The sequence below is a fragment of the Moritella sp. Urea-trap-13 genome (assembly GCF_002836355.1).
GTDB lineage: Bacteria > Pseudomonadota > Gammaproteobacteria > Enterobacterales > Moritellaceae > Moritella.
Map to the genome: position 1 here is coordinate 1 of NZ_PJCA01000036.1, position 26,799 is coordinate 26,799.

Consider the following 26,799-nt stretch of genomic DNA (forward strand, 5'->3'; position numbering starts at 1 on the left):
CGCCTCACTCAGGACGTTTAAAAAGTAACCAAAGTTACTTTAAACACCTTACTGAACGACGTTTGCCGTGTCAGTGGGCGCTATTATAGGCAAAAACAATTGATAGGCAAGCGTTTCATTACAAACCATTAAAAACACAAATCAGCGGCCACTTTAACAACACCAAAAGGTCAAAATTAATGCAAATCGAATTTAATTGCGACAAAACTATAAGGTCTTAGCAAACAAACTGACTTTATCCCAATCCGTAAACTCAATATCTTTGCTTTTATCTGTACTACCACCAGTTATCTTCATGATCAGTTGAATAATAAGTGTCTGCCACCAGTTATATTTGGAATATAACAATGCACCAGCAAATACCGCTTGCTGCTTGGGAATCCAATTCGACTTAGCTAAGAACGCCTGCATATAGGCATTTGTTTCAGGTGTATTCTTTTCTGCTTTTCTCGCAGTTAAATTAACACAGAAGAAACTATTATCTTTGGCTTCAAGCTGTTCTTTATTGGCAGCAATAAATTGGTATAGTTTTTTATTCAAGTGACCATAGCGAACCGATGCACCGATAACCACTTTATCAAAAATAGCCATATCAATATGCTGGCATTCATCAATACTCATGACTTCACAATGATACTGGTTGGTAATAGCCTCTTCGATCGCTTTAATTATCTTAAGAGTTTGCCCATCGACGGTAGAATACAGTACTAACATTTTTTTCATTATAGGTTCCACTTAGCTACGCCAGAAAGCAGGCGTAAATAAAATTAATAAGGTAAAAACTTCTAAACGACCAAATAACATAGCCACAACTAAAATCCATTTAGCGCTATCATTCACATCACCAAAATGTACCGACACTTGACCCAGCCCAGGTCCCAAGTTATTCAATGTTGCCACCACGGCAGAAAATGCCGACAGCTCATCCATGCCAGTCGCGATCAATGCCAGCATGCAGATGACAAATACCAAGGCGTATGCAGAAAAGAATCCCCAAACCGCATCAATAACACGATCAGGCAATACTTTTTTTCCTAACTTAATTTTATATACAGCACGTGGATGAACTAAACGTTTCATTTCACGCATACCTTGTAAATAAAGTAACAGGATACGAACAACCTTCATACCTCCTCCGGTTGAACCGGCACAACCGCCAATAAAACTTGAGAATACTAACAGTACGGGTAAGAACAATGGCCAATCTTGGAAACTTGTCGTGGTAAAGCCAGCTGTAGTAGAAATAGACACAGCTTGGAATAACGCTTTATCCAATGCCATTTCAGGTGAATCGTAAACACCTTTAGATAACAGTATAAAGAAGCAAATTGCAACAAGCGCCAATTGTACGAATAAAAAAGCCCGTAATTCTATATCACGAAAATAAGAACCAGGCTTGAAGCCTTTAATCGAGAATGCCGCAAAATGTAACGAAAAATTAATCCCAGCAATAATTAAGAACACCACGGTGATCAGATTAATTACGGGACTATCGAAATGGCCCATACTGCTGTCATGGGTAGAGAAACCACCAATAGCGATTGTTGAGAAACTATGCGAAATTGCATCAAACATCGTCATCCCCGCCAGCCAGAATGCCATAGCACAAACAACCGTGAGACATAAATAAATGTACCAAAGCGCTTTTGCGGTTTCGGCTATTCGCGGTGTCATCTTCGAATCTTTAACTGGACCAGGTGTTTCAGCACGATACAACTGCATTCCGCCTATACCTAAAATAGGGAGTACCGCAACAGCAAGTACAATGATCCCCATCCCACCTAACCATTGTAGGAATTGGCGATAAAATAATAATGCTTTGGGCAATTCATCAAGCCCAACAATAACCGTCGCGCCAGTTGTGGTTAAGCCCGAAAAGGATTCAAAAAAGGCGCCAGCAACACTGAGATTAGGTTGTTCAGAAAGAATAAAAGGTAATGCACCAATGCTACCCAGTACAGTCCAAAATAAAACCACAATTAAAAAACCTTCTTTGGCTTTTAATTCTTTTTTATAATTACGGTTTTTGTACCATAAGATACTGCCTAATACGATGCAGAAAACAAAGGAATTAATGAAGACAAGACCACCACCATCCTTGTATATTGCCGCGATCAGTGCGGGGAATATCATCGTTACACTAAAGAGGGTAACCAATATCCCTACAATTCTTAAAATTGCCCTGAATTGCATTATTATTTTTATCCCTAAATATTAATCGACCACTTTGACATTAACTTGGCCATTGGTTTTATTTTTAACAGCTGTAATGAAGGCTTGAACATGCCTCGCATCAACATCAAGCTGCATGACGACTCGCTCACCATATTCAGCATGTCTTAATTTACCATTATATACTGAAAATAAACTCTCTATTGCAGCTATTTGGGCATAATCACATGTTAAGTTAAGTTCTGTATATATAAGGCATTCAATCGGTTCTATTAATTTAAGTATTTGCTGCACACCGCCAGCATAAGCACGCACTAATCCGCCAGTGCCTAATTTAATACCACCATAATAACGCACAACAACAGCGGTCATTTCACCAACATCACTACCCAGTAAACAATTAAGGATAGGTTTGCCCGCAGTACCAGAAGGCTCACCGTCATCACTAAAACCATACTGCTGACCATCACTTGGTCTACCAGCAACAAACGCCCAACAGTGATGACGCGCACTAGGGTGCAGCGCTTTAATCTCCCGCACCAATTGCTCCGCCGCTTGGCGTCCTTTGGTCGGCGTAAGATAAGTGATAAAACGGCTTTTTTTTATTTCTTCAGTGTATTCATAAGTCTGTTCTAAAACAAAATAAGGACTATTCGCTGTCATTTATATCCTGAGTATATTCTACTATAAAAGGTGAACATCACCATTCTACTGTTATATGCTTGTTGATAATAGCAGGTTCAGGATCACAATTTTTAAAAGTTAAGTGATGACCAATTTATCTTCATTAAATATTCATCAACAAACATCCAACAATTAAAAACAGTTGTAAGCTGAACACTTTACAGTTAATAAAACTAAATAAATCTAACAATAAGAAATTAAACACTTAAAAAGCACTTAAACTGATTGCCGATAGCCAGTTTCAAAGGTAAATAAGTCATTTCGCTCGCATTATCCCGAACTTCACCTTAGCGTCATTAATACTACTTAGTGATTAGTCAGCAGTCGTACAACCAAGAAAAAGTTAAACGGCCGTTTAAAATAAGTGTTGAAATATTGTGAAATTATCGACAGAATGAGATCAACCAGTACCCTACATAGCTGGTAAATAGCAAACGGAGCTGATGATCACCATCGCTTTAGCAAGGAGAAACGTAATGATTTACCAAGCCGAACAACTCTCGGTCACTCTATTAGAAGATGGCATCGCAGAATTAAAATATGACGCGAAAGGCCCTGTTAATAAATTTGATCAAGCAACATTACAAGCATTAACTGAAGCTGTAAAAGTATTACAGACTAATTCAGATATTAAAGGATTAATTCAAACATCAGGCAAAGGTGCATTCATCGTTGGCGCTGATATCACTGAATTCCTCGAGCTGTTTAAACTACCAGACGCTGAATTATTAGGTTGGTTGGAACAAGCAAATGCAGTATTCAATGCGATTGAAGACCTGCCATATCCAACAATCTCAGCAGTAAACGGTCATGCACTTGGCGGTGGCTGTGAAGCAATTCTAGCGACTGACTTCCGTGTTGCAGACACGACGGCACGTATCGGTTTACCTGAGACTAAATTAGGTATCATGCCTGGTTTCGGTGGCACAGTACGTTTACCACGTCTAATCGGCGCTGATAATGCCGTTGAGTGGATCACAACTGGTAAAGATTATAAAGCACCTGCGGCCCTTAAGTTTGGCACTGTAGATGCGGTTGTAGCACCCGAGAAATTACGTGATGCTGCACTATCTATGATTAAAGATGCGATTGCAGGCAAACTAGACTGGCAATCACGTCGTGCGCAAAAACAAGCGCCGTTAGGTCTAAATAAAATTGAAGCGACCATGAGTTTCTCTACTGCACTTGGTATGGTATACGCGAAAGCAGGTAAACATTACCCAGCACCAACGGCTGCAGTGAAGACAATTCAAGCAGCAGCAAGAATGGACCGTACCGGTGCACTTGGTGCAGAAGCAGCAACATTCATTAAACTTGCTAAAACAGATGCAGCACAAGCATTAGTTGGCTTATTCCTGAGCGACCAAGCACTAAAAGCTGGCGCAAAGAAAGCAGCAAAAGCAGGTAAAGCAACCAATAAAGCCGCTGTACTTGGCGCTGGTATCATGGGTGGCGGTATCGCTTACCAATCAGCAGTTAAAGGCACGCCAGTGATCATGAAAGATATCAACGATGCTGCATTAGATCTTGGTATGGCGACAGCGTCTGGTTTATTAACAACGCAACTGAAACGCGGTCGTATTGACGGCGCTAAACTAGCGAAAGTGATTTCTTCAATCACCCCAACGCTAAGCTATAACTCAGTTGATGAAGCTGACATTATTGTTGAAGCGGTTGTTGAAAATCCAAAAATTAAAGCAGCGGTATTAGCTGAATTAGAAGATAACGTCAGTGCTGACACAGTCATTACGTCGAACACATCTACTATCCCAATTAATGTACTTGCGAAGAACTTGAAACGCCCAGAACAATTCTGTGGTATGCATTTCTTCAACCCTGTACACAAAATGCCATTAGTTGAAATCATCCGTGGTGAGAAATCATCAGATGAAACAATTGCGACGACTGTTGCATACGCAGCTAAAATGGGCAAAACGCCTATCGTTGTAAACGACTGCCCTGGTTTCTTTGTAAACCGTGTATTGTTCCCTTACTTCTTCGGTTTCTCAAAACTCATCGCAGATGGTGCTGACTTTGTTGCTGTTGATAAAGTAATGGAAAAACAATTTGGTTGGCCAATGGGTCCAGCATATCTACTCGATGTTGTTGGTATTGATACTGGTCACCATGCCGCAGCTGTTATGGCTGAAGGTTTCCCTGAGCGTATGGCGAAAACAGGCAAAGATGCAATCGATGTGATGTTTGACGCAACACGTTATGGCCAGAAAAATGGTGTTGGTTTCTATTCTTATGCAAAAGACCGTCGTGGTCGCGTACAGAAAACACCAGAAGCGAAAAGCTATGAACTACTTGCTGAAGTCGCTGGCGAAAAAGCTGACTTCACTAAAGATGATATCATTGCTCGCTGTATGATCCCGATGATTAACGAAGTTGTTCGTTGTCTTGAAGAAGGTATTGTTGCTACACCTGGTGATGCTGATATGGCACTTATCTATGGTATTGGCTTCCCTCCATTCCGTGGTGGTGTATTCCGTTACCTAGATACTATGGGTCTAGATAAATACATTGAATTAGCAGATTCATTTGCTGATTTAGGACCGCTTTACCAAGTAACTGATGGCTTGCGTCAACGCGCAGCTGACGGCAAAACTTTTTACTAAGACACGAACGAGGATAATAAAATGAGAGATGTAGTTGTAGTCGATTGTCTACGTACACCTATGGGTCGTTCTAAAGCCGGTGCATTCCGTCACGTTCGTGCTGAAGATCTATCTGCAAAATTAATGCGCGGCTTGCTTGACCGTAACCCTGAAGTTGATCCAAATGACATCGAAGATGTTTATTGGGGTTGTGTTCAGCAAACGCTAGAGCAAGGTTTTAATATCGCCCGTAATGCTTCATTACTTGCTGGTATTCCAATCACAGCAGGCGCAACAACCGTTAACCGCTTATGTGGTTCATCAATGCAAGCTATCCATGATGCTACACGTGCTATCGCAATGGGCGACGGCGATGTGATGATCATTGGTGGTGTTGAGCATATGGGTCATGTACCAATGAACCACGGTGTTGATTTCCACGTTGGTCTGGCTAAATCTACTGCTAAAGCAGCGGGTATGATGGGTCTAACGGCTGAAATGTTAGGTAAAATGCACGGCATTACACGTGAACAACAAGATGCATTTGCAGTACGCTCACACAAATTAGCACAAGCAGCGACTGTTTCAGGCCGTTTCAAACGTGAAATTCTACCTATTGAAGGTCACGATGCTGATGGTATTTTAAAATTGTATGATTTCGATGAAGTAATTCGTCCAGAAACAACAATGGAAAGCCTCGCAGGTTTACGTCCCGTATTTGATCCAGTAAACGGTACTGTAACTGCGGGTACTTCATCTGCATTATCAGATGGTGCTTCTGCAATGTTACTGATGTCTGCAGACAAAGCCAAAGAACTGGGCCTTAAGCCTCGTGCTCGAGTTGTGTCTATGGCTGTTGCTGGCTGTGATCCATCAATCATGGGTTACGGTCCAGTTCCAGCAACGAAAAAAGCGCTTAAGCGTGCAGGTCTAACGATTGACGATATCGATGTATTCGAATTAAACGAAGCATTCGCAGCGCAATCTTTACCTTGTGTTAAAGATCTTGGCTTAGAAGATGTTGTTGAGACTAAAATCAACCTTAACGGTGGCGCTATCTCATTAGGTCACCCACTCGGTTGTTCTGGTTCGCGTATTTCAACGACACTAGTCAACGAACTTGAAGTGCAAGGCGGCAGATACGGTCTAGCGACTATGTGTATCGGTCTTGGTCAAGGTATTGCGACTATCTTTGAGCGTATCGAAGACTAATAAAGACTGTACAAAACATACGGTTATTTAATCTATATCAAGCCAACTATGACGATAGTTGGCTTTTTTTTATGTTCTTCTTGAAATTTCCCGCTCCAAGCTGTTCAATACAAGTTACGCAATGTAAATAATGGACTGGGCATGAGCACAAAAAAGCAAATATTAGTCGTTGACGACGATGTTGAGATCAAAGAGTTACTCAGTGAATATCTCGATCAAGCTGGATTTTCAGTGCTAACCGCTGGCGAAGGCAAGGAAATGCAACGCGTATTAGCCACCAATACCCCCGATCTAATCGTCCTAGACGTGATGATGCCCGGCGATGATGGTTTTACCTTATGTCAAAAAATCCGCCGCACCTCGCAAGTGCCTATCATTATGCTAACCGCCAATTCAGATGAAGCAGATCGCATTGTTGGGCTAGAAATTGGCGCAGATGATTACATGGCGAAACCCTTTAGCCCACGAGAATTACTGGCGCGCATTAAAGCTTTGTTGCGCCGCTCAAGTTATACCAAACCAACCCAAGGCCGCTATTTTATTTTTGCCAATTGGAAGCTCGATACATTAACACGGCAATTAATTAGCTTAACCGATAATAGCGCGACGGAATTATCTGGTAGTGAATTTAATATGTTGAAACTGTTTGTAACTAATCCCAATCAAGTACTCGATCGAGATGCGCTTTCTGATGCAACCCGTGGTCGCGAAGCCTTGCCACTGGAACGTGGTATCGATATTCAACTCAGTCGTTTACGCCAAAAGCTCGGCGATAACAGTAAAAGCCCAACATTAATCAAAACTATCCGTGGACGTGGTTATGTGTTGATCACCGAAGTCTCTTATGACGATTAAAGAACATATTTTTCGCCAATTACCCAGTTCTTTGGTCTCGAGAATGTTATTACTGACGCTGTTATCCATCGTGACAGCGCAATTAATCTCAACCAGTATTTGGTATAACTTCAGTAAAGACAAGGAACGAGAAGGCTTAAAAAACACTGCTGAAGGCATGGCGCAAAACATCGCTTCAACCGCGACTTTCTTTAAATCTTTACCGCTGCAATATCGTCATATCGTACTAGAACAGTTACGCGACTTTGGTGGCAGTCGCTATTTTGTATCATTAAATTCAGTCGAAATTGATATTGACCCCGTTGAAAATAGCGCAATGAAACGTGTGGTACTGGATGAATTCCAACGTGTGTTCGGTGACAAACTGGGCAATAATATCGTCATTAAGACCGAGTTTTCACATCCAAAAACCTTACACGTGCTGAACAACGATACCCTATTATCGGAATTACCCCGCTCTTGGGCGCATTATTCATTGACCTTAGAACCGTTAAATCCGCCAGTATTAGTCATCCAAATGATGCTGGCACCAGATGAATGGCTATACATTGCAGCATTACTACCAACCCCTTACGTCTCGCTCAATGACAACTTAGTCAGTAATGATCAACTGTTTTTTATCTTTTTGATCACCGCCAATTTAATGTGGATGATTTACGTATTAGTAAGCTGGCAAACCAAGCCACTTAAAAACCTTGCCGCAGCGGCTGCAACATTAAGTCAGGATTTAGATCAGCCCTTACTCGCAGAAAAAGGCGCATCTGAATTAGTCATCGCCACTAAAGCATTTAACCGCATGCACTTACGTATAAAACGCTATATCGACGATCGCGAACGCTTATTTCGCTCCATTTCTCACGATTTAAAAACCCCCATCACCCGCTTACGTTTACGCGCTGAACTATTGAATGATGATGCCAAAACCGCCAAATTTAATAATGACCTAGACCAATTAGAAATGATGGTAAAGGGCGCGCTACAATGTGTCAAAGATACCGACATTCATGAAAACAATGCCTTAATTGATATCCAAGAATTGCTTTATGACATTACTGAACACCATAATCGCAATGAAGAAAAAGTCACTTTTGAATTTCCTAAAATTGAGATTCACTATCATGGTAAACCGTTAGCGATTAAACGCTGCTTAACCAACTTGGTTGAAAACGCGATAAAATATGGTGATTTTTTACATCTAATTGTCGAGCAGCAACAAGAACATATCGTTATTTGTCTGATTGATTCAGGACCCGGTATTCCAGAAGACATGTTAGAAGATATATTCACCCCCTATACGCGTATTGCCCAAGACACCGATGGTTCCGGTTTAGGCTTAAGCATTGCCCGTAATATTGCCAGTGCCCACGGTGGTACGTTGACCTTACATAATCGAGAAAATTCAGGACTTAAAGTGATCTTACGACTCCCGCATAAACCTTCATCACGAGCACAGTCATGAATACCATCAGCAGCAATCGCATCACACGACTGTTTATATTATTGCATCTTTTATTCACGTTTTCCGCCTCAGCAAGCCAAGTAGAAGTATTACATTGGTGGACATCGGGTGGTGAGCTTGATGCCCTCAGCGAGCTACAAGATAAAGTTGAAGAAACAGATAATACTTGGCTCGACTTTGCCATTAAAGGCGGCGGTGGTAATAGCGCCTTAACGGTATTACGCTCACGAGCGGTGTCAGGTAATCCGCCAACAGCCGCGTTAATTAAGGGCCACAATATTCAAGAGTGGGCCAAATTAGGCTTCCTTACCTCGCTCGACGATATTGCCAAGCGCGAGCAATGGGATAAAAAACTGCCTGAATTCATTAAGCCGATAATGAAATACCAAGGTCACTATGTCGCAGTGCCCATTAATATTCATCGTATTAATTGGTTATGGTTCAATGCAAAAGTATTTAAACAAGCAAACATTGCAATTCCGCGAAATCTTACCGAGCTGATAACGGCATTACCACAACTCGAGGTCGCGGGTTATTTACCCATTGCCCACACTTCAGAACCTTGGGCCGACGCGATCTTATTTGAATCGATCAGCTTATCGATACTGGGTGCAGAACAATATAAGCAAGCCTTTGTCGAGCTAAACCCACAGGTATTAGCCTCTCCAGCGATGATCCAAGCATTCGCCAAGTTACGTACCATCTCATTATTTATTGATGATAATGCTAAAAATCGGACTTGGGAACAATCGACTAGATTACTCATTGAAGATAAAGCAGCAATACAAATTATGGGTGATTGGGTCGCAGGTAAGTTACTACAAGAAAAGCAGAAATTAAATACCAAAATACGCTGTATCGAATTTCCAGGCAGTGAAGGTATATTCAGTTACAACGTTGATAGCTTTGCTTTTTTCAAATTAAGAAGTGTATCATCAGACGTCAAAAAAGCGCAGGACACCTTAGCTAGTATCATATTAACACCAGCATTGCAGCGTGACTTTAACGCTAAAAAAGGCTCTTTGCCAATCATTAACACCCTTGATGAACGTCAGTTTAATCCCTGCTCACAACAAGCATACCAAGACTATCAACAAGCAATGCGAGACGGTACGTTAGTCCCTACTTTCTCACAAGCCATGGCTACAACGACCTATGTACAATCGGCAATAACACAAGTCATCAGCAACTTCATTTATGATAAAAGCATTAGTAATGAAGCAGCTGTAGTGCAACTCACCAATGCAATAAAAGCAGCACAGTAGGTATGATTATCTACAATATTTTATACGGAGCGCAATACACATGCTAACATCATGGCAAAAATTGGCTTATTTGGCAGCCAACAGTAATTTTTTTATTGCCTTAAAAGCATTTATCGCCTCAATTACCTTATTGGTCCCAGGCTACTTTCTTGGCTTTTCTGAATTTTCGGTGACAGCGGTACTGGGTATTGTCGCAGCCGTGATTTCTGAGGGTGACGACAGTATTAAGCAACGCATTATCAACAGTTTGTTAGCGCTTTTTTGTTTTACTTTATCCTCATTATTGGTCAGTCTGTTATTCCCCTATCCACTGCTCTTTTTACTTGGTAGTTGCCTATTTACTTTTGCGATCATTATTTTAGGCTCACTGGGTAAACGTTATGTCACCATCAGTTTTGCGACGTTAATGATTGCCGTTTATACCATGCTTGGCTTAAGTCATGATGCCGAATCAGCCGCAGTGCTGAGTAGTAACGTGAATTTTGGCCCTTACTCGTTATTGTTGATTGCTGGTGCAGCGTGGTATTTCATCATCTCGACGGTGTTACTTAAGGTTACCTTGTATAATCCAATTCGCGAACGCTTGGCAGAAATTTATTCTTCCTTAGGTTTGTACCAACAAGAAAAATCCAAGTTTTTTTCACAAACGAAATACGATCATAAAACCATCCGCCATACTTTATCTACCCTGAATATTAATATCGTCAATGCCATGTCTGAGTGTCGTACTAATATTGATTACCATGTAGATGAGAAAGATATTTCTCATGAACTCCAGCACTTGATCCACCTCTATCAAGAAGCCCAAGAACTGCATGAAAAAATGACATCAAGCCATTTTCATTACGATTCGTTAAAACGTAATTTAAATAATGATTTAATTATTGCAGGTTTCGAGCAAGTATTAAAACAACTTGCCGACGCGTGTACCCAGCGTGGTCACGCCACCCTATACAAGCAAGCCTATCAACATGATCATGGTTTGACTTGGTCGTTAGCCATTTTAAAACAAGAATTACTGACATTGGAAAAGTCGCTGAAATGGCAACTCTTTGGCCCATTAAAACTATTATTTCGGAATTTATGTAAGGCAGATGAATTATTAATTAACAGCGAACCGCAAAACGATCAAGCGTTCTTAGTCATGGCGCCACGCGAACGACTACCGGTATTACAACGCCTCAGTAATGCATTACATTTATCGAGTCCAGTATTTCGTCATGCTATTCGTTTGACCTTAGGTATCGCCTTAGGCATTGGTATTATTTTAGCTTCTGATTTACATGGTTATTGGGTGGTATTAACAACATTATTTGTACTACAACCCAGTTACAGCGCCACGCGAGTAAAACTAAAGCAGCGTATTAGCGGTACACTGATGGGTATTATTATAGGTGCAACCTTGTTATACCTATTCCCAACGGAACGTAGCCAATTATTTTTATTGGCGATATCGGCATTTCTGTTCTTTTACTATTTACGCCAAAATTACAGCAGAGCGGTGACCTATATTACCCTGCTGGTATTATTAGCATTTAACGTACTCTACCAACAAGGTTATGTTGTCACGATCCCACGGATCATTGATACGTTAACTGGGTGTAGTATTGCTTTCCTGCTAGCTAAGTTAGTACTTCCAAACTGGCAATATAAGCAATTCCCTAAATATTTAGTCGAAGCCATCATCGCTAATCAAAATTACTTTAATGAGATAATTAAACAATATGTTTCGGGAAAAAATAATGATTTACCGTATCGAGTCTCCCGTCGTAAAGCCTATGTCGCCGATAGTAATTTGATCGCGTCCTGGAAAGACATGCAAGTTGAACCCAACGATAAGCGTCATAAACTGAATCATGTATACGATATTTCACGTCGAAATCACGCTATGTTATCGGCATTATCAGCCTTAGGTGTGCACAGAAATAAAATTATTGATGCAGGATTACAGCAAGATTTAGCTTTAGTGGCACAATTAATTAGCCGCGCATTAGAGCAAACACAGGGTACAATCTTAACGCCCGTTAATGTCGATAAGGCTTATATTAGTGAGATAGAGGTGTTACTAAAAAGCTATGAAAATGATAGCCATAAACATACGTTATTATTAATTCAAAAGCTGAAGCAGCTCGTGGAAATCACTGAAGAGTTACAAGTGATGGCAGATGATATGAATCTCGTCACATATCCCCTTGCACGAACTTAACGTGCAAGGGGAGTAAATCTACTCGCGTGAACGAACTAGCTATAATCGTGATACGGATTATCTTGCGCTAACTTGATTGCGTTTACAAAACCTTGTAAACGCACTTCTTCAGTCGTGATCTTCACACCACTTTCATCAATCACCGCATTACCAAATGCATAACGGATATTTTCATCACCACCGCAGGCATTACTATCAGCCGTTGCTGCCGTCTGTTGGATCTGGTTATTCTTTTTTTGGTAAGCATTCACTACTGACGCACCGTACTTCGCTTCGAGCATGGTTAATGTTTGCAGGGGAGATAATATCAGGCCAGTAGCATTATTACCGCCAAATCCTTTGGCATTCAACAGTACCGCTTTCATCTCTTGGCCTTTATCACCCACAAACTGATGGTCAGTTAAAATGTTAAGGTTAGCTTGGTGGACATCATCAGCAATATGATCGATGGTTTTAATACCAGGGATCCAGCCATGCTGCCATACCCCAAGTGATGCCACTAATTGATCGCCTGCAGCGGCACCCATTGAATGGCCAACATACGATTTAATCGCAGTAACAGGCCAATTTTTGATATTAAAACTAGCCGCTACTTCACTCAAAATATGACTTTCAGTAACGCGATTTTGCGGCGTACCAGTACCATGAGCTTGGACAAAGGTATGTTGTAAGCCACCCTCGCCTAAAATTGCTTTAGCTAATGCTGTCGCTTTCGCCACTGTCACGTAGTTACCAATACCTGGCGCTGAAATAGATTTTTTATTGGCATCAGCATTAATAAATACATCGGCAACAGAGCCATAAATAGACACACCGAGCTCTAGTGCTAGCTCGTCATCCATCAGTACCACGAATTGTGCAGATTCCGCCATAGTAAAACCAGCATTTGATGAAAATGGACGACAAGCACGGCGATTATCCACGCTATCACTACCATCCAATGCTTTTAGCTGGTCATCTTCAGCTAATGCCCCCATCACGCGGAAACCTTCCATCACACCTGTTTCAACAGGTGCTTCAGCGTTACCTACGATAGCGACTTTTGACTTACCAGATTGGATATCTAACATCCCCTGACGCAGGTTATACAGGAAGCTAGCACAAGCGCCCATATTGGTCCCCGTTGTGCCAGCACTGTTGATAACATAACTATTAATAAAGTCAGCAGGCATTTCGGCTAACGCCATTGCCATCATTTTAGTGCTTACACGGCCGCCTTTAAAATAAGCTGAAAGCAGGCCGCCAAATGAATTCTCATCAACTTGCCCTAATGCACTACCGGCATAAACAGAAACTTCATCAGGGTTAATTAATTCAAGTATGCTATCCCAATCAATACCCAATGAATTTAGCGCGTCGGAAGCACCATATACCGTTAACTTTAGACCGCGCGGATGCGAACGTGAATTATATAATTTATCGAGTTCAAAACCGGTTGGAATATTACCGGCACTTGATACTGGATAAGCAATCGTGTCATTAATTAACGCATCAAAATCACCTTCCACAACGACTTCAACAGTTTTACTATCAATATCACTAAGTAGCCAATTAGCCGGGATCGTGTGAGGTAATTTAGATTTTTTTAATTGGAATGTAATTGGCGTCATACCAGCGGCTAATTTAGCTTTACGCTGAAAAGGTACCGCGTCTGGATCAAAGCTAGTGGTACGGCGCACTAATGTACCGGCTTTAATCTGGGCAATAATATCGGCATTAATGTCGTTAGTATCTAATCCCATTCGTTGCGCGAGATCCTGCCAGGTACTTGCCATGACATCTTCAGTCAGGGCATCACACACTAAACGCTTATAACTGTGGAAACCAGAACTACGTCCGGCCGCATTAATCCCACCTAAACCAACAATTAACGGTAACTTTGCCATTTTATTACATCTCATTCGAATCTCAGCTATTGCTAGCTAGTCTAGCAAGTTATACTAACAATACACTTTCAACTGTGCCATTTCTCCCGACACTTGTGCCAATGCAGTTTTTTAGTCTATAAAAGCAAGGCACTGAACCATAAATAAATAGATAGTCTAAATTTAGAACGCCATAGAATCGGAGCTTGATGTGAAAATTGGATTTGTACTATATGATAAAGCGTTAGTCACTGGGATCTCCTTAGCGGCAGAAATGCTATCGGGCGCATCACGCTTACGCGATCGAAAAACGCAGCATCAAGACCCGTTAGAGATAAAATTAATTTCGACAAGTTTAGGCGCCAAGTCACTCACAGCGGGATTACGCTTACAACCCGATCTCACCTTTGAATGCGAGCAAGAATTTGACCTTGTTATCTTTCCGCCTATGTGGGGTAATCCTTTAGTATCAATAATTAAGCATCCAGAAGTTATTCCTTGGTTGCATCAACAATATAATAAGGGAGCCAAAATACTATCGACAGGCACAGGGGTTTGCTGGTTAGCCGAAGCAGGTTTGCTTGATGGTTTACCCGCCACAACGCACTGGTATTTTTACGATCAATTTAGCCAACATTACCCACAAGTAAAACTTAATCGTCAAGCTTCTATCACGGCAGCAAACGGCTTATATTGTGCTGGTAGTATTAACTCACAATCTGAAATGATGTTGTTTTTAATTAACGAAATGTTTGGTAAGAAGATCGCCAGCGTGATTGAAAACCATTTTTCTCATGAAATATCTCGAACTCAGCAGCAACCTTTTTACCAAATTGGTGGTCAAGTACAATTTGATGAATCGATTGCCCTCGCGCAAGATTGGATGCAACGTAATATGGCCAAAGTGATCACTAATCAAATGGTTGCCGATGTTTGCCAACTGCCGCTGCGAACTTTCAATCGCCGCTTCAAACAACAAGTAGGACAAACGCCAAATCAGTTTTTGTTGACGCTTAGACTAGAGACCGCACAAGTGCTATTACGCGACTTTGGCCTCACCATGTGTGATGTCGCCGAACAAGTTGGTTTTCGTGATGCATATTATTTCAAGAAAAAATTCGAGCAACACTTTGATATGGCTCCAAAACAATATCGAGACATGGTTAAAGCTAAAGTTTTCGCCTCGTAGGGCTGGTGATCATCTTCATTGATAGTAAGGTCGGCATAAATTCGAATTTGGTAGGACATTAGTTGCTAGCGAGTAAAACAGAGGGCGATATACCCTCTGCTATTTTTACTTATTATCGTCTTTGTGTTCGACTTTTTCAGCTTTGTCTTCAGTGTTATCTTCTTCGACAAAATAATCACTTAATTCGACCCAAACTGCGATCCCAACAATACTTAATACCCCTAGCCAAGTACCGGTATCGGCAATAGGCACTTCCATAAGCATGATTAATAGTGAAAAAAAAGCGATTGAAGAATATACTTTTAGTCTGCCACTGGCTTGTAGTAACATACACACTCCTTGTTGATGGTTACTTAACGGCGCAATATGAATATCACGCGGTTATTAACAATTTAACAACATAATGGTGATTTACCAATATTTAATTACCACCACTTATTAATATTAGTCTATTTACGTACATTGACCACATAGAGAAAGCCTGATGAATCCATTATTTTCGAATCCAGAACATGAACTAGATGCCCTTGGTTTACGCTGTCCAGAACCTGTGATGATGGTACGAAAAACAGTAAGAAAACTCGATGATGGCCAAACTTTATTAATTATTGCTGACGATCCCGCGACTGTGCGTGATATCCCTAGCTTTTGTCAGTTTATGGATCACACCTTAATGGCCAGCCAAACAGAACAATTACCGTATCAATACCTGATTAAAAAAGGCGTAAATTAGTCCTTCTAGACACGCGAATAGCGCCATGACATATTCGCGTGACGATTATCCCGCAGACAACTTTTCTCGCATCAAATCGCTATGCCAACGCAAATAGCTGAAAAAACCACACTAACAAGACCAAATATTGTAATTTACCCTATATTCATATCTGCTCAACAGGTATACTTTGGTGATTATTTCTTTGCTTTATTGTGCTGATATCATGTCAAATTACAATGTTAAAACTTTTCAAGGGCTGATCCTAGCACTGCAGGATTACTGGGCTCGTCAAGGTTGTGCGATTGTGCAACCATTCGATATGGAAGTAGGTGCCGGCACCTCTCACCCGATGACGTTTTTACGTTCATTAGGGCCAGAGCCAATGGCATATGCTTACGTGCAACCATCACGTCGTCCTACCGATGGCCGTTATGGTGAAAACCCAAACCGTTTACAACACTACTATCAATTCCAAGTAGTGATCAAACCATCGCCAGCGAACATCCAAGAATTATACTTGGACTCACTGAAAGAAGTTGGTCTTGATCCATTAGTTCACGATATTCGCTTCGTAGAAGACAACTGGGAAAACCCAACATTGGGCGCCTGGGGTCTAGGTTGGGAAATCTGGCTAAACGGTATGGAAGTATCTCAGTTTACTTACTTCCAAGCAGTTGGTGGTCTTGAATGTAAACCCGTTACTGGTGAAATGACTTACGGTCTTGAACGTCTTGCGATGTATATCCAAGATGTAGACAGCGTATACGACCTCGTATGGACAGATGGTCCACTCGGTGTTGTTAAATACGGTGACATTTTCCACCAAAATGAAGTTGAACAATCAACTTACAATTTTGAACATGCCAATGTTGATTTCCTCTTTACTCTCTTTGATGAAAGTGAAAAAGAAGCGCAAAAACTACTAGATTTAGAAGTGCCGCTACCACTACCAGCATACGAACGTATTCTTGATGCTGGCCATGCATTTAATATGCTAGATGCGCGTCATGCAATCTCAGTGACTGAGCGTCAACGTTATATTTTACGTATTCGTACCCTTTCTAAAGGTGTTGCTGAAGCGTATTACGCATCTCGTGAAGCGCTAGGCTTCCCGTTATGTAAAAAAGACAAATAGGAAGTAGCATGGCAACTGAAAACTTATTAATCGAGATTGGTACTGAAGAGTTACCACCAAAATCGTTACGTACTTTAGCTGAAGCATTTGCAGCAAACTTCCAAGCAGAGCTAGAAAAAGCCGGTTTAGAATTTACTGACGTTAATTGGATGGCAGCACCTCGCCGTTTAGCATTAACAGTAACAGCACTTGCTGATGCACAAGCTGATAAAGTCATTGAAAAACGCGGTCCTGCTGTTTCTGTTGCATTCGATGCTGACGGAAACGCAACGAAAGCGGCACAAGGCTGGGCACGCGGCAACGGTATTACTGTTGAGCAAGCTGGCCGAGTAAAAACAGACAAAGGCGAATGGTTACTGCATAAATCTGAAGTTAAAGGTAAAGCCACTCAAGCACTTGTTGCTGACATGGTTGCTACTTCTTTAGCTAAACTACCGGTTAGCAAGCCAATGCGTTGGGGCGATAGCCCGATTCAATTCATTCGCCCAGTGCATACAATTACTATGTTATTTGGTGCTGAAGCGCTTGAAGGCGAAATCTTAGGAATTAAAGCGGCGCGTACTATTCGCGGTCACCGTTTCCTAGGTAAAGGTGATTTTGAATTACCACACGCTGACAACTATGTTGATCTTCTTGAAGACCACGGCATGGTAATGGTTGATTACGAACGTCGTAAAGATGTCATTCGTAAGCAAGTTATTGCTGCTGCAAGCGAACATGGTGGTGTTGCTGAAATCGAAGAAGACCTACTTGAAGAAGTAACTTCTCTAGTAGAATGGCCAGTAACATTAGTAGGTAACTTTGAAGAACGTTACCTAGACGTACCAGCGGAAGCTTTGATCTACACGATGAAAGACAACCAAAAGTACTTCCCAATGTTAAGCACTGACGGTGAACTTTTACCTAAATTCATCTTTGTTTCAAACATCATCAGTAAAGATGTGAGACGCGTAATTGAAGGTAACGAAAAAGTTGTTCGTCCACGTTTAGCAGATGCTGAATTCTTCTTTAATACAGATAAGAAACGTACTTTAGAAAGTCGTCTTGCTGATCTAGAAACTGTTTTATTCCAAAAACAACTAGGTACATTAAAAGAAAAATCACAACGTATTGCAGATTTAGCCGCCGCTATTGCTGGTAAAATTTCAGCAAATACCGAGCACGCACAACGCGCAGGTCTATTAGCTAAAGCTGACTTAATGTCAGACATGGTGGTAGAATTCCCTGACGTTCAAGGTGTGATGGGCATGCACTATGCTCGTAACGACGGTGAAGCAGAAGAAGTAGCAGTTGCACTTAACGAGCAGTACATGCCACGTTATGCTGGTGATCGTCTACCTGAATCATTGGTTGCTTGTTCAGTAGCACTTGCAGACAAACTTGATACGCTAGTGGGTATCTTCGGTATTGGTCAAATCCCTAAAGGTGATAAAGACCCGTTTGCACTTCGCCGTGCAGCGATTGGTACACTGCGTATCATTATCGAAAAAGACTTACCGCTCGATCTTGTTGATTTAGTTGATACTGCGAAAGCATTATTCGGTGACAAACTATCAAACCAAAATGTATCAACTGATGTTGTTGCGTTTGTACTTGGTCGTTTCCCTGCATGGTACAGAGATGCAGGTATCAGCGTTGATGTTATTCAAGCAGTACTTGCTCGTCGCCCAACGAAACCAGCTGATTTTGACAAGCGTGTTAAGGCTGTTAATCACTTCCGAGGTTTAGATGCTTCAGCAACACTAGCAGCAGCAAACAAACGTGTTGGTAATATCCTAGCTAAATTTGAGGGTGAACTAAACGCGACTGTTGATACTTCACTACTTCAAGAAGATGCTGAGAAAGCATTAGCTTCTGCAGTAGCGGCTAAAGTTGAATTACTGGCGCCATTATTTGCCGCTGGTGATTACCAACAAGCACTAACAGAATTATCAGAACTACGTGATGTTGTAGATACATTCTTCGATAACGTAATGGTAATGGCTGATGATGAAGCGCTTAAAATTAACCGCTTAACACTGCTTAATACCCTACGCAATCAATTCTTAAATGTAGCTGATATTTCTGTTCTACAGAAGTAATTGTTAATTTAAAATTGCACGACCAAAAAAGCCAGTATCATTGATACTGGCTTTTTATTATCTATTGTTTAACTCAACATGTTATAGCTCAACATGCACAACACATAGATAGCTATTCGCTATGCCTTACTGACATTATTACTATGTTCCACGTGGAACATCGGTTATTTTATTTTCTTCAACCGCCCCGTTAAGCCAGCCGAATAACGCCAAACATGATCAAATATTTTCATTAACTCCGGATTACCTTGCGGTGATAATGAAATAGCATGATAACGATTTTGTTTCGTCTTAATCGCTCTGACTTTATCTGCCACATGGGTTGGTAACTTCTGGGCAATAAAATCAGAAATAACTAAAGTATCCGCATTTTTATATTGTGCCGAATTCATTAGCTCCAGCGACTTTTCAATCACTGGCTGTAGATCGGTACCACCACGAAAACTGGATGATAAGAAGGTCAACATTGTTGCTAGACTGGTAGTTTGGGTTACTGGAAAAGTGATTACTTCGTTAGAAAACATCATCAAATAACATTGACGACCTTGTTCAAAGGCAACTTGCAGTAATGCATAACAAATCGATTTTGCCGTTAATTCCGGAAAGCCCTGCATTGATGTTGAACTATCAACACAAATAATAAAAGGCCCACCGGTTTGCTCATCAGCATCAGTAATATCTCGATACTGAGTGATCTTTTTATACTGCTGCAACGCACCTTGATACTGATAAGTTAATAAATGCCGTTCAAGATAACGTTTATAAAAGATGATCTCTAACTCTGGAAACGTTAAGTTAACCGCTTCAGTTTGCAACATCCGCGATATTTCATCACTGTAAGTTACGCCTTGCATGTCATCCGGCACATTGTCTTGATAGCTATTATCCAGCACCCAGGTTTCATAACTGTTTGGCGTTTCTTCGGGATTAATATGCGCAAGTGCCATCCTTCCCAGCTCAGAGGCTATTTGCTTTACCTCTTTATTCTTACGTAAATTCACCGCGTATCGCTGCAGTAATTTAGTATCAAGATGGGTCAACTTACCTTTCGCCAGATCCCATAAACGCTCACCGCTACATAACAAATCACTATCGAGCACATCTTCTAACTGCTCTATGGTTTCTTCACGTTCCGCTAACTCAATCAATAACAGCTCTCGTTGCTCTTCGATTAACCGGCTTTGTTCTTGATATAATTGCAACTCTATGGCTTGCTGCCAACTATCTAAAAACACCGCAAAGAACACATCATCGGACATAGTTCTATTTTGCTGATAGATGGTTAAGCCGGTATCATAGAATGACGAGTCAGCTTTTATCTTACTGAGGATGCCTTCGACCTTATTTCTGAAATTAGCCGGACTCAATAGCCGAGCAGTTTCACATAAATGCATCTCACTACTTAAACTTGGAGGCAATGGCATATCCGCTAATAAGCTAGTGACCTGCTGCTTCCAATCATTAATGTACGCCGATTTAATATCACTGGTTACCCGATCATGCGCGGTAATATCCAACAAGGCATCATCAACTAACTGTCGAATAGCAGGACTTTGATTATGAGGATGAGCCATACCAATTAGCCTTGTTCAAATAAATGCGCAATGGCATTTAAACGATTTAACAATGACGCTTTATGCTGAACTAAATTGTTTAGCTCTAATGATAATGAGCCTAGGCTGCTTGCCACATCATCCATAAAGTCGTCGCTAACAAAAATATTATGATTGGTTAGGCTAAATTCACGCTGACTTTTTTTCAATTTATCCGCGATCACCGAGATCTCTTTATCAATTTCTGCTAACGGTTGTAACCAATTTACGTCAATGTTCAGAGCTGCATCAGCAATGATAACAGCTACAGGAATACTCTTATTGGCAAAGTTTTGCACCTGTAAATGCTGATTCGCATCCACTGAAAAGTTTAGCCACACATCGTTACGGTGATCATTCACATAACCTTTCACCAAACAAGAACCTGATTTTATCTGTTTTTGGAAATCATCGAGACCAACATGTACCCATTTTGCCGTTTCTTGTGAGCCCTGCTCTAATACATCGTACTCGCCCAATAAAGCAATCTTACATAAACCGGGGATGCCATTAAGGCTCGACGTACGCACAAATTCTCGGTCTAATTTATAGCGTAACTTAGTCAGTAACACATCAGACGTTAATCGCGTCGCAAAGCGATCAATAAACTCATCATCGAGTTTAATCAAACGACTCTTGATACTGGCTAATGCCAAGTTCACTTCATCTTGGTCACAGAAACGTTTACTGGCAAATTGATGGGTGGCTTCAATAATCACATCACGCGATTCCAGATCATGCCAAATACAGTCTTTAAGAATGAACAAATCAGTCTCTGTTACTTCATCTCGGCCATTGAAGTAAGCACAGGCTTGTAACAGGCGCATGGATTTTTTCCAACGACGATCTGAGACGTAAACAACGTTTTCGATCATATCACCACTGGTATTACGCTGCTCTAAAAATAATTTCAACTCATAGATGATTTCAAAACAATGCTCACTCAAGCGTACTTGATTTATCTCTTGTTGCCAAAGTTCGAACTCATCATTACTCACCTTGAGGATATTATCGTTTACTTGGCGTAATGGTTTTTGAATTAACATGGCTTTGAAGTTACGTTTGTCTTGAATCGGCTCGAGATATAAACGCAGTAACATTCGATCGTACAAGGCTTCTAAACCAGAATCAGCACTGGGTAATTCATTCGACGCTGAGACAATAACCCGCATCGGTACTTTCTGATGGTCAATACCATTATGGAAGGTACGTTCGTTAATCACCGTCAATAAGGTATTTAGAATTGCCGGACCCGCTTTCCAGATCTCATCCAGAAATACCACTTCCGCTTCAGGTAAGTAACCTTTAGTTAGGCGTACATATTTACCCTCATCTTTTAGCGCTTTAATAGATAACGGACCAAAAATTTCTTCCGGGGTTGAGAATCGAGTCATTAAATATTCGAAGTAGCTTTCATCTTCAAAAATTTCAATCATACGTTTGGCGATCAAACTTTTAGCAATACCAGGCGGGCCTAATAGAAACACACTCTCGCCACTCAAGGCCGCTAATAAACATAATCTTATGGCATCTCGGCGTTCATAAATACCATAAGAAAGATGATCTATTAGGGTTTCAATACGTTCTGATAACAAATTTCTTTGCATAGGAATAAGCTCTTCATGCCTTTTTAAAAGGCTATTATTGTAATGTTGGACTTCAACCTTACCTTATCTATCGCGGACAATAAATACATAATGCGTAGACTCTTTATTTTGTTATTACGGCTTTGATATTCAGTCCTTTTTGCTATAAGCAGCGAATAATAATACCTCTTTTAGGTAGGGTTCCACGTGGAACATCAGCGGAATAGTCCACTGTAAAAGTACATTTGTTTCACGTGAAACATCGTCATTAAGAAAAATTAATTTGCCGCGCTGGTACTATCGACAACAGCTGCAAGTTCCGCTATGTTGGTTGTTTACCCTTTAAATAATTACAAGAAGTGCTGATATGGAATTCTCATTGTTTGGTCAAAGATTTACTCAATTCTCAGGGATCACGCAGTTAATGCATGATTTAAATGAAGGTATCCGCAGCGGTGATGATGTCATCATGCTAGGTGGTGGTAACCCCGCTCAAATCCCTGAAATGTTAGAACGCTTTAACAGTGAAGCACAACAATTATTAAGCAGCGGTGATCTCGTGGCAGCCATGTCCAATTACGATGGCCCACAAGGAAAGAACAGTTTCACCACAGCACTGGCAACCTTATTAAATAAAACCTATGGCTGGGAATTAACCGATAAAAATATCGCCCTCACCAATGGCAGTCAAAACGCCTTCTTCTATCTCTTCAATTTATTTGCTGGTGACTTTGCTGGCAATAAGAAAAAGAAAGTACTGTTCCCATTGGCACCGGAATATATCGGTTATACCGATACCGCACTCAGTGATGATTTCTTTGAAACCGTGAAACCAAAAATAGAATTGCTCGATGATGGTTTATTTAAATACCATGTTGATTTTGACAACCTACATATTACCGAAGATATAGGTTTAATCTGTGTATCACGTCCGACGAACCCAACGGGTAATGTATTAACCGATGAAGAAATGCAGCGTCTTGATACGTTAGCAAGACAACATAACATTCCCCTGCTAATCGATAACGCTTACGGTACACCGTTTCCAAATATTATCTTTGAACCGGTAGAGCCTATTTACAACGACAATATTATCTTATGTATGAGCCTATCGAAACTCGGTTTACCGGGTACACGTTGCGGTATTGTGATTGGTAATGAGGAAGTTATTTCTGCTATCTCTAATCTAAGCGGTATTATCAATTTAGCACCAGGAAGCTTGGGGCCAATGCTAGCGCAAAACCTCGTCGAGTCAGGTGACATAATTAGCTTAAGTGAAGACGTGATCAAACCTTATTATCATGCTAAAGCGTTGCAAGCGGTGAATTGGTTACAACAAAGCATTACCGATGAACGCTTCCGAATTCATAAACCTGAAGGTGCAATCTTCTTATGGTTATGGTTTAAAGACCTACCGATCAGTAGCCAAGAACTGTATGAGCGTTTAAAAGTACGTGGTGTTCTCATCGTATCGGGTCATCACTTCTTCCCCGGTCTCGATGAAGAATGGCGTCATACTGATGAATGTATCCGCATGAATTATTCACAGCCAGATGATGCAGTACAACGTGGTATCAAGGTCATTGCTGAAGAAGTACAGAAAGCTTACGCTGAAACAGTAGTGATAAGTACTGCGACAGCTTAATAGATTATAACGTTCGCGTAATAATTCGAGTACTGGATAATCTGAAGATACAAAAAAGGAGCCGTTAGGCTCCTTTTTATTATGCTAAAAATGCATTATCACAAACTAAATTAGAAATCTAAGTTAGCTACTTTCAGTGCATTTTCTTCAATGAACTCTCGACGCGGTTCAACATGATCACCCATTAAGGTAGTGAACAGTTGATCGGCGGCAACAGCATCTTCGATACGTACTTGCAGCATGCGACGCGTTTCAGGATCCATGGTAGTTTCCCATAACTGACTTGGGTTCATTTCACCTAGTCCTTTATAACGTTGGATATAACTACCACGTTTCGATTCAGCCATTAGCCAATTCAGCGCTTCAACAAAATCAAGTACTTCACGGCTCTTCTCGCCACGCTTAATATAAGCGCCCTCTTCAAGTAAATTAGCAATACCTAAACCAGTCAGTGTCGCGTATTCTTTTGAATTAAAGAAACCTGGGGTAAAGTCATATTCAGTATCTAGACCATGCTGACGAACAGAAAACACAGGATAGAATAATTGGCTTTCTTCATCTTGAGCGATGCGTGAAGAATACAATGTACCAGTCACTTCCTTCGCAGTTAATGTCGAAACAATTTCATCTGCCCACGCTTTTGTTAGCGCTTCATCGTTAAGCATTTCAGCAGTAAGTGGCGCTTGGTAAATCATTTCGTTAGTGAACACTTTTGGTAAACTACGATTTAACTTCGTCATTAATGATTCAATCTTACGGTAACCATTAACTAAATCTTCTAATGCAGCACCTTGAATAGCTGGTGCGTCTTTATTCACAAATAAACCTGCGCCATCTAATGCGATGGTCGTTAGATATTGTGTTAAATCTGCATCATCTTTAAGGTAACGTTCCTGTTTACCTTTTTTCATTTTATAAAGCGGTGGTTGAGCAATATAAATATAACCACGTTCAATCAATTCTGGCATTTGACGGAAGAAGAAAGTTAATAATAATGTACGGATGTGTGAACCATCGACGTCGGCATCGGTCATGATGATAATTTGATGATAACGCGTTTTATCCGGGTTATATTCATCGCGGCCAATACCACAGCCCATTGCTGTAATTAGCGTTGCCACTTCCTGTGAAGATAACATCTTATCAAAACGCGCTTTTTCTACGTTTAGAATTTTACCTTTCAATGGTAGAATTGCTTGGTTTTTACGATTACGTCCCTGCTTAGCAGAGCCGCCAGCAGAGTCACCTTCCACAATATAAAGTTCAGAAAGTGCAGGATCTTTTTCCTGACAATCCGCAAGTTTACCTGGTAAGCCAGCTAAATCTAACGCACCTTTACGACGAGTCATATCACGAGCTTTACGTGCAGCTTCACGTGCACGCGATGCATCAATAATCTTAGTGACAACCGTTGCAGCTTCTTTCGGATTTTCTAACAGGTATTCTGCTAGTTTTTCACCCATTGATTGTTCTACTGCTGATTTAACTTCTGAAGAAACCAGTTTATCTTTTGTCTGTGAAGAGAACTTAGGATCAGGTACTTTCACTGAAATAACCGCAGTTAGACCTTCACGCGCATCATCACCTGACGCACTTGAAGTCTTGGCTTTTTTCAAGAAGCCTTCTTTTTCCATGTAATTATTTAGCGTACGCGTTAATGCACCACGGAAACCAGCAAGGTGAGTACCACCGTCGCGTTGTGGGATATTATTGGTAAAGCAATAAACGCCTTCTTGGAACCCCTCGTTCCACTGCATTGCTACTTCTACGGTAATGCCATCTTCACGTTCTGTAGAGAAGTGGAAAGCCTCTTTATTAATTGGCGTTTTGTTTACGTTTAAGTAATCAACAAATGCCTTAATACCACCTTCATATACAAAGTGATCAGATTTACCGTCTTCACGCTCATCAATTAATTTAATTGATACGCCAGAGTTTAAGAAAGATAACTCACGTAAACGTTTTGCTAAAATATCATAATGGAATAATGTATTAGTGAAGGTTTCATGACTAGGCCAGAAACGTAATACAGTACCCGTAGTATCAATATCACCAATCACACCAATTGGAGCTTGTGGTACACCATGACGATAAATTTGTTGATGGATATGACCGTGACGATAAATGGTTAATTCTAATTTTTCTGATAATGCATTTACAACAGAAACACCAACACCGTGAAGACCACCTGATACTTTATATGAGTTATCATCGAACTTACCACCGGCATGCAGTACCGTTAAAATAACTTCGGCAGCAGAGACACCCTCTTCTTCATGAATATCAACAGGAATACCACGGCCATCATCACTAACCGATACAGAACCATCTTCGTGTATCGTGACAACAACATCAGTACAGTGACCCGCTAATGCTTCATCGATAGAGTTATCTACAACCTCGAATACCATGTGGTGTAAACCAGAACCATCATCCGTATCACCAATGTACATACCGGGGCGCTTACGCACCGCGTCCAAGCCTTTCAGTACTTTAATACTTGAAGAGTCGTAATTATTTTCAGACATAGTGAGCTCT

At 40.9% G+C, this 26,799-nt stretch carries 19 protein-coding genes; 11 read left to right on the forward strand and 8 right to left on the reverse strand.

Going from position 1 to position 26,799, the window contains the following annotated elements:
* Positions 1 to 207 precede the first annotated feature (207 nt).
* Genes hemG through CXF93_RS16685 form a run of 3 tightly spaced genes read right to left on the reverse strand, consistent with a single transcriptional unit; the run spans position 208 to position 2,835 of the window.
* On the reverse strand, positions 208 to 723 hold the full coding sequence (hemG, locus tag CXF93_RS16675) for a menaquinone-dependent protoporphyrinogen IX dehydrogenase (RefSeq protein ID WP_101063658.1): 516 nt from the start codon (positions 721 to 723) through the stop codon (positions 208 to 210).
* Between the two features lie 12 nt (positions 724 to 735).
* Positions 736 to 2,193: a TrkH family potassium uptake protein gene (locus CXF93_RS16680; RefSeq protein ID WP_101063659.1), complete on the reverse strand. Its 1,458-nt coding sequence runs from the start codon at positions 2,191 to 2,193 to the stop codon at positions 736 to 738.
* Positions 2,194 to 2,214: 21 nt separating this feature from the next.
* Positions 2,215 to 2,835, reverse strand: a complete 621-nt coding sequence (locus tag CXF93_RS16685; protein ID WP_017223440.1) for a YigZ family protein — start codon at positions 2,833 to 2,835, stop codon at positions 2,215 to 2,217.
* Positions 2,836 to 3,332: 497 nt separating this feature from the next.
* Between CXF93_RS16685 and fadB the strand changes: the two genes are divergently transcribed.
* From fadB to yccS, 6 genes are all read left to right on the forward strand, one after another.
* Positions 3,333 to 5,477 (forward strand): fatty acid oxidation complex subunit alpha FadB, encoded by a 2,145-nt coding sequence (gene fadB / locus CXF93_RS16690; protein WP_101063660.1) that lies wholly within the window; start codon positions 3,333 to 3,335, stop codon positions 5,475 to 5,477.
* 21 nt (positions 5,478 to 5,498) lie between these two features.
* Positions 5,499 to 6,668 (forward strand): acetyl-CoA C-acyltransferase FadA, encoded by a 1,170-nt coding sequence (gene fadA / locus CXF93_RS16695; RefSeq protein ID WP_101063661.1) that lies wholly within the window; start codon positions 5,499 to 5,501, stop codon positions 6,666 to 6,668.
* 141 nt (positions 6,669 to 6,809) lie between these two features.
* Positions 6,810 to 7,523, forward strand: coding sequence for a response regulator (locus tag CXF93_RS16700; protein ID WP_101063662.1), 714 nt, complete (start codon positions 6,810 to 6,812; stop codon positions 7,521 to 7,523).
* Positions 7,513 to 8,982: an ATP-binding protein gene (locus CXF93_RS16705; protein WP_101063663.1), complete on the forward strand. Its 1,470-nt coding sequence runs from the start codon at positions 7,513 to 7,515 to the stop codon at positions 8,980 to 8,982. The genes CXF93_RS16700 and CXF93_RS16705 overlap by 11 nt, the downstream gene beginning before the upstream one ends.
* Positions 8,979 to 10,247 carry an ABC transporter substrate-binding protein gene (locus CXF93_RS16710; RefSeq protein WP_101063664.1) on the forward strand — a complete coding sequence of 423 codons (1,269 nt, stop codon included), beginning with the start codon at positions 8,979 to 8,981 and terminating at the stop codon, positions 10,245 to 10,247. Before CXF93_RS16705 ends, CXF93_RS16710 begins: the two co-directional genes overlap by 4 nt.
* A gap of 40 nt (positions 10,248 to 10,287) precedes the next feature.
* On the forward strand, positions 10,288 to 12,453 hold the full coding sequence (gene yccS / locus CXF93_RS16715) for a YccS family putative transporter (protein ID WP_101063665.1): 2,166 nt from the start codon (positions 10,288 to 10,290) through the stop codon (positions 12,451 to 12,453).
* Positions 12,454 to 12,488: 35 nt separating this feature from the next.
* Here yccS and CXF93_RS16720 read toward each other — a convergent pair whose 3' ends face one another.
* The gene (locus CXF93_RS16720; RefSeq protein ID WP_101063666.1) at positions 12,489 to 14,339 is read right to left on the reverse strand and encodes a beta-ketoacyl synthase; all 1,851 of its coding nucleotides are present in this window, start codon (positions 14,337 to 14,339) and stop codon (positions 12,489 to 12,491) included.
* 190 nt (positions 14,340 to 14,529) lie between these two features.
* Here CXF93_RS16720 and CXF93_RS16725 point away from each other — a divergent pair, with 190 nt between their 5' ends.
* A complete protein-coding gene (locus CXF93_RS16725) occupies positions 14,530 to 15,507 on the forward strand; it encodes a GlxA family transcriptional regulator (RefSeq protein ID WP_101063667.1) in 978 nt (325 codons plus the stop codon).
* Between the two features lie 105 nt (positions 15,508 to 15,612).
* Here the strand turns inward: CXF93_RS16725 and CXF93_RS16730 are convergent, their stop codons facing one another.
* The gene (locus CXF93_RS16730; RefSeq protein ID WP_101063668.1) at positions 15,613 to 15,837 is read right to left on the reverse strand and encodes a hypothetical protein; all 225 of its coding nucleotides are present in this window, start codon (positions 15,835 to 15,837) and stop codon (positions 15,613 to 15,615) included.
* A gap of 154 nt (positions 15,838 to 15,991) precedes the next feature.
* On the opposite strand from CXF93_RS16730, the gene tusA reads away from it, so the two are divergent.
* From tusA to glyS, 3 genes are all read left to right on the forward strand, one after another.
* Positions 15,992 to 16,240, forward strand: coding sequence for a sulfurtransferase TusA (gene tusA, locus CXF93_RS16735; RefSeq protein WP_101063669.1), 249 nt, complete (start codon positions 15,992 to 15,994; stop codon positions 16,238 to 16,240).
* A gap of 205 nt (positions 16,241 to 16,445) precedes the next feature.
* Entirely contained in the window at positions 16,446 to 17,357 is a 912-nt protein-coding gene (gene glyQ, locus CXF93_RS16740) for a glycine--tRNA ligase subunit alpha (RefSeq protein WP_101063698.1), read from the forward strand.
* Positions 17,358 to 17,365: 8 nt separating this feature from the next.
* Positions 17,366 to 19,438, forward strand: coding sequence for a glycine--tRNA ligase subunit beta (glyS, locus tag CXF93_RS16745; RefSeq protein WP_101063670.1), 2,073 nt, complete (start codon positions 17,366 to 17,368; stop codon positions 19,436 to 19,438).
* Between the two features lie 164 nt (positions 19,439 to 19,602).
* On the opposite strand, the gene CXF93_RS16750 is transcribed toward glyS, so the two are convergent.
* Both CXF93_RS16750 and CXF93_RS16755 read right to left on the reverse strand, forming a co-directional pair.
* Positions 19,603 to 21,012 carry a hypothetical protein gene (locus CXF93_RS16750; RefSeq protein WP_101063671.1) on the reverse strand — a complete coding sequence of 470 codons (1,410 nt, stop codon included), beginning with the start codon at positions 21,010 to 21,012 and terminating at the stop codon, positions 19,603 to 19,605.
* 5 nt (positions 21,013 to 21,017) lie between these two features.
* Positions 21,018 to 22,637: an AAA family ATPase gene (locus CXF93_RS16755; protein WP_101063672.1), complete on the reverse strand. Its 1,620-nt coding sequence runs from the start codon at positions 22,635 to 22,637 to the stop codon at positions 21,018 to 21,020.
* A 346-nt stretch (positions 22,638 to 22,983) separates the two neighbouring features.
* On the opposite strand from CXF93_RS16755, the gene CXF93_RS16760 reads away from it, so the two are divergent.
* Positions 22,984 to 24,261 (forward strand): valine--pyruvate transaminase, encoded by a 1,278-nt coding sequence (locus tag CXF93_RS16760; RefSeq protein ID WP_101063673.1) that lies wholly within the window; start codon positions 22,984 to 22,986, stop codon positions 24,259 to 24,261.
* Between the two features lie 110 nt (positions 24,262 to 24,371).
* Here CXF93_RS16760 and gyrB read toward each other — a convergent pair whose 3' ends face one another.
* On the reverse strand, positions 24,372 to 26,789 hold the full coding sequence (gene gyrB, locus CXF93_RS16765) for a DNA topoisomerase (ATP-hydrolyzing) subunit B (RefSeq protein WP_101063674.1): 2,418 nt from the start codon (positions 26,787 to 26,789) through the stop codon (positions 24,372 to 24,374).
* Positions 26,790 to 26,799: the final 10 nt, after the last annotated feature.

Excerpts from the sequence above, each read along its gene's own strand:
- CXF93_RS16755 (WP_101063672.1), bottom strand. The coding sequence starts at position 22,637 with ATGCAAAGAAATTTGTTATCAGAACGTATTGAAACCCTAATAGATCAT.
- CXF93_RS16710 (WP_101063664.1), top strand. The coding sequence starts at position 8,979 with ATGAATACCATCAGCAGCAATCGCATCACACGACTGTTTATATTATTG.
- fadB (WP_101063660.1), top strand. The coding sequence starts at position 3,333 with ATGATTTACCAAGCCGAACAACTCTCGGTCACTCTATTAGAAGATGGC.
- glyS (WP_101063670.1), top strand. The coding sequence starts at position 17,366 with ATGGCAACTGAAAACTTATTAATCGAGATTGGTACTGAAGAGTTACCA.
- CXF93_RS16750 (WP_101063671.1), bottom strand. The coding sequence starts at position 21,012 with ATGGCTCATCCTCATAATCAAAGTCCTGCTATTCGACAGTTAGTTGAT.
- fadA (WP_101063661.1), top strand. The coding sequence starts at position 5,499 with ATGAGAGATGTAGTTGTAGTCGATTGTCTACGTACACCTATGGGTCGT.
- CXF93_RS16760 (WP_101063673.1), top strand. The coding sequence starts at position 22,984 with ATGGAATTCTCATTGTTTGGTCAAAGATTTACTCAATTCTCAGGGATC.
- glyQ (WP_101063698.1), top strand. The coding sequence starts at position 16,446 with ATGTCAAATTACAATGTTAAAACTTTTCAAGGGCTGATCCTAGCACTG.
- CXF93_RS16705 (WP_101063663.1), top strand. The coding sequence starts at position 7,513 with ATGACGATTAAAGAACATATTTTTCGCCAATTACCCAGTTCTTTGGTC.
- CXF93_RS16720 (WP_101063666.1), bottom strand. The coding sequence starts at position 14,339 with ATGGCAAAGTTACCGTTAATTGTTGGTTTAGGTGGGATTAATGCGGCC.
- CXF93_RS16680 (WP_101063659.1), bottom strand. The coding sequence starts at position 2,193 with ATGCAATTCAGGGCAATTTTAAGAATTGTAGGGATATTGGTTACCCTC.
- CXF93_RS16730 (WP_101063668.1), bottom strand. The coding sequence starts at position 15,837 with ATGTTACTACAAGCCAGTGGCAGACTAAAAGTATATTCTTCAATCGCT.
- CXF93_RS16685 (WP_017223440.1), bottom strand. The coding sequence starts at position 2,835 with ATGACAGCGAATAGTCCTTATTTTGTTTTAGAACAGACTTATGAATAC.
- tusA (WP_101063669.1), top strand. The coding sequence starts at position 15,992 with ATGAATCCATTATTTTCGAATCCAGAACATGAACTAGATGCCCTTGGT.
- CXF93_RS16700 (WP_101063662.1), top strand. The coding sequence starts at position 6,810 with ATGAGCACAAAAAAGCAAATATTAGTCGTTGACGACGATGTTGAGATC.
- hemG (WP_101063658.1), bottom strand. The coding sequence starts at position 723 with ATGAAAAAAATGTTAGTACTGTATTCTACCGTCGATGGGCAAACTCTT.
- yccS (WP_101063665.1), top strand. The coding sequence starts at position 10,288 with ATGCTAACATCATGGCAAAAATTGGCTTATTTGGCAGCCAACAGTAAT.
- gyrB (WP_101063674.1), bottom strand. The coding sequence starts at position 26,789 with ATGTCTGAAAATAATTACGACTCTTCAAGTATTAAAGTACTGAAAGGC.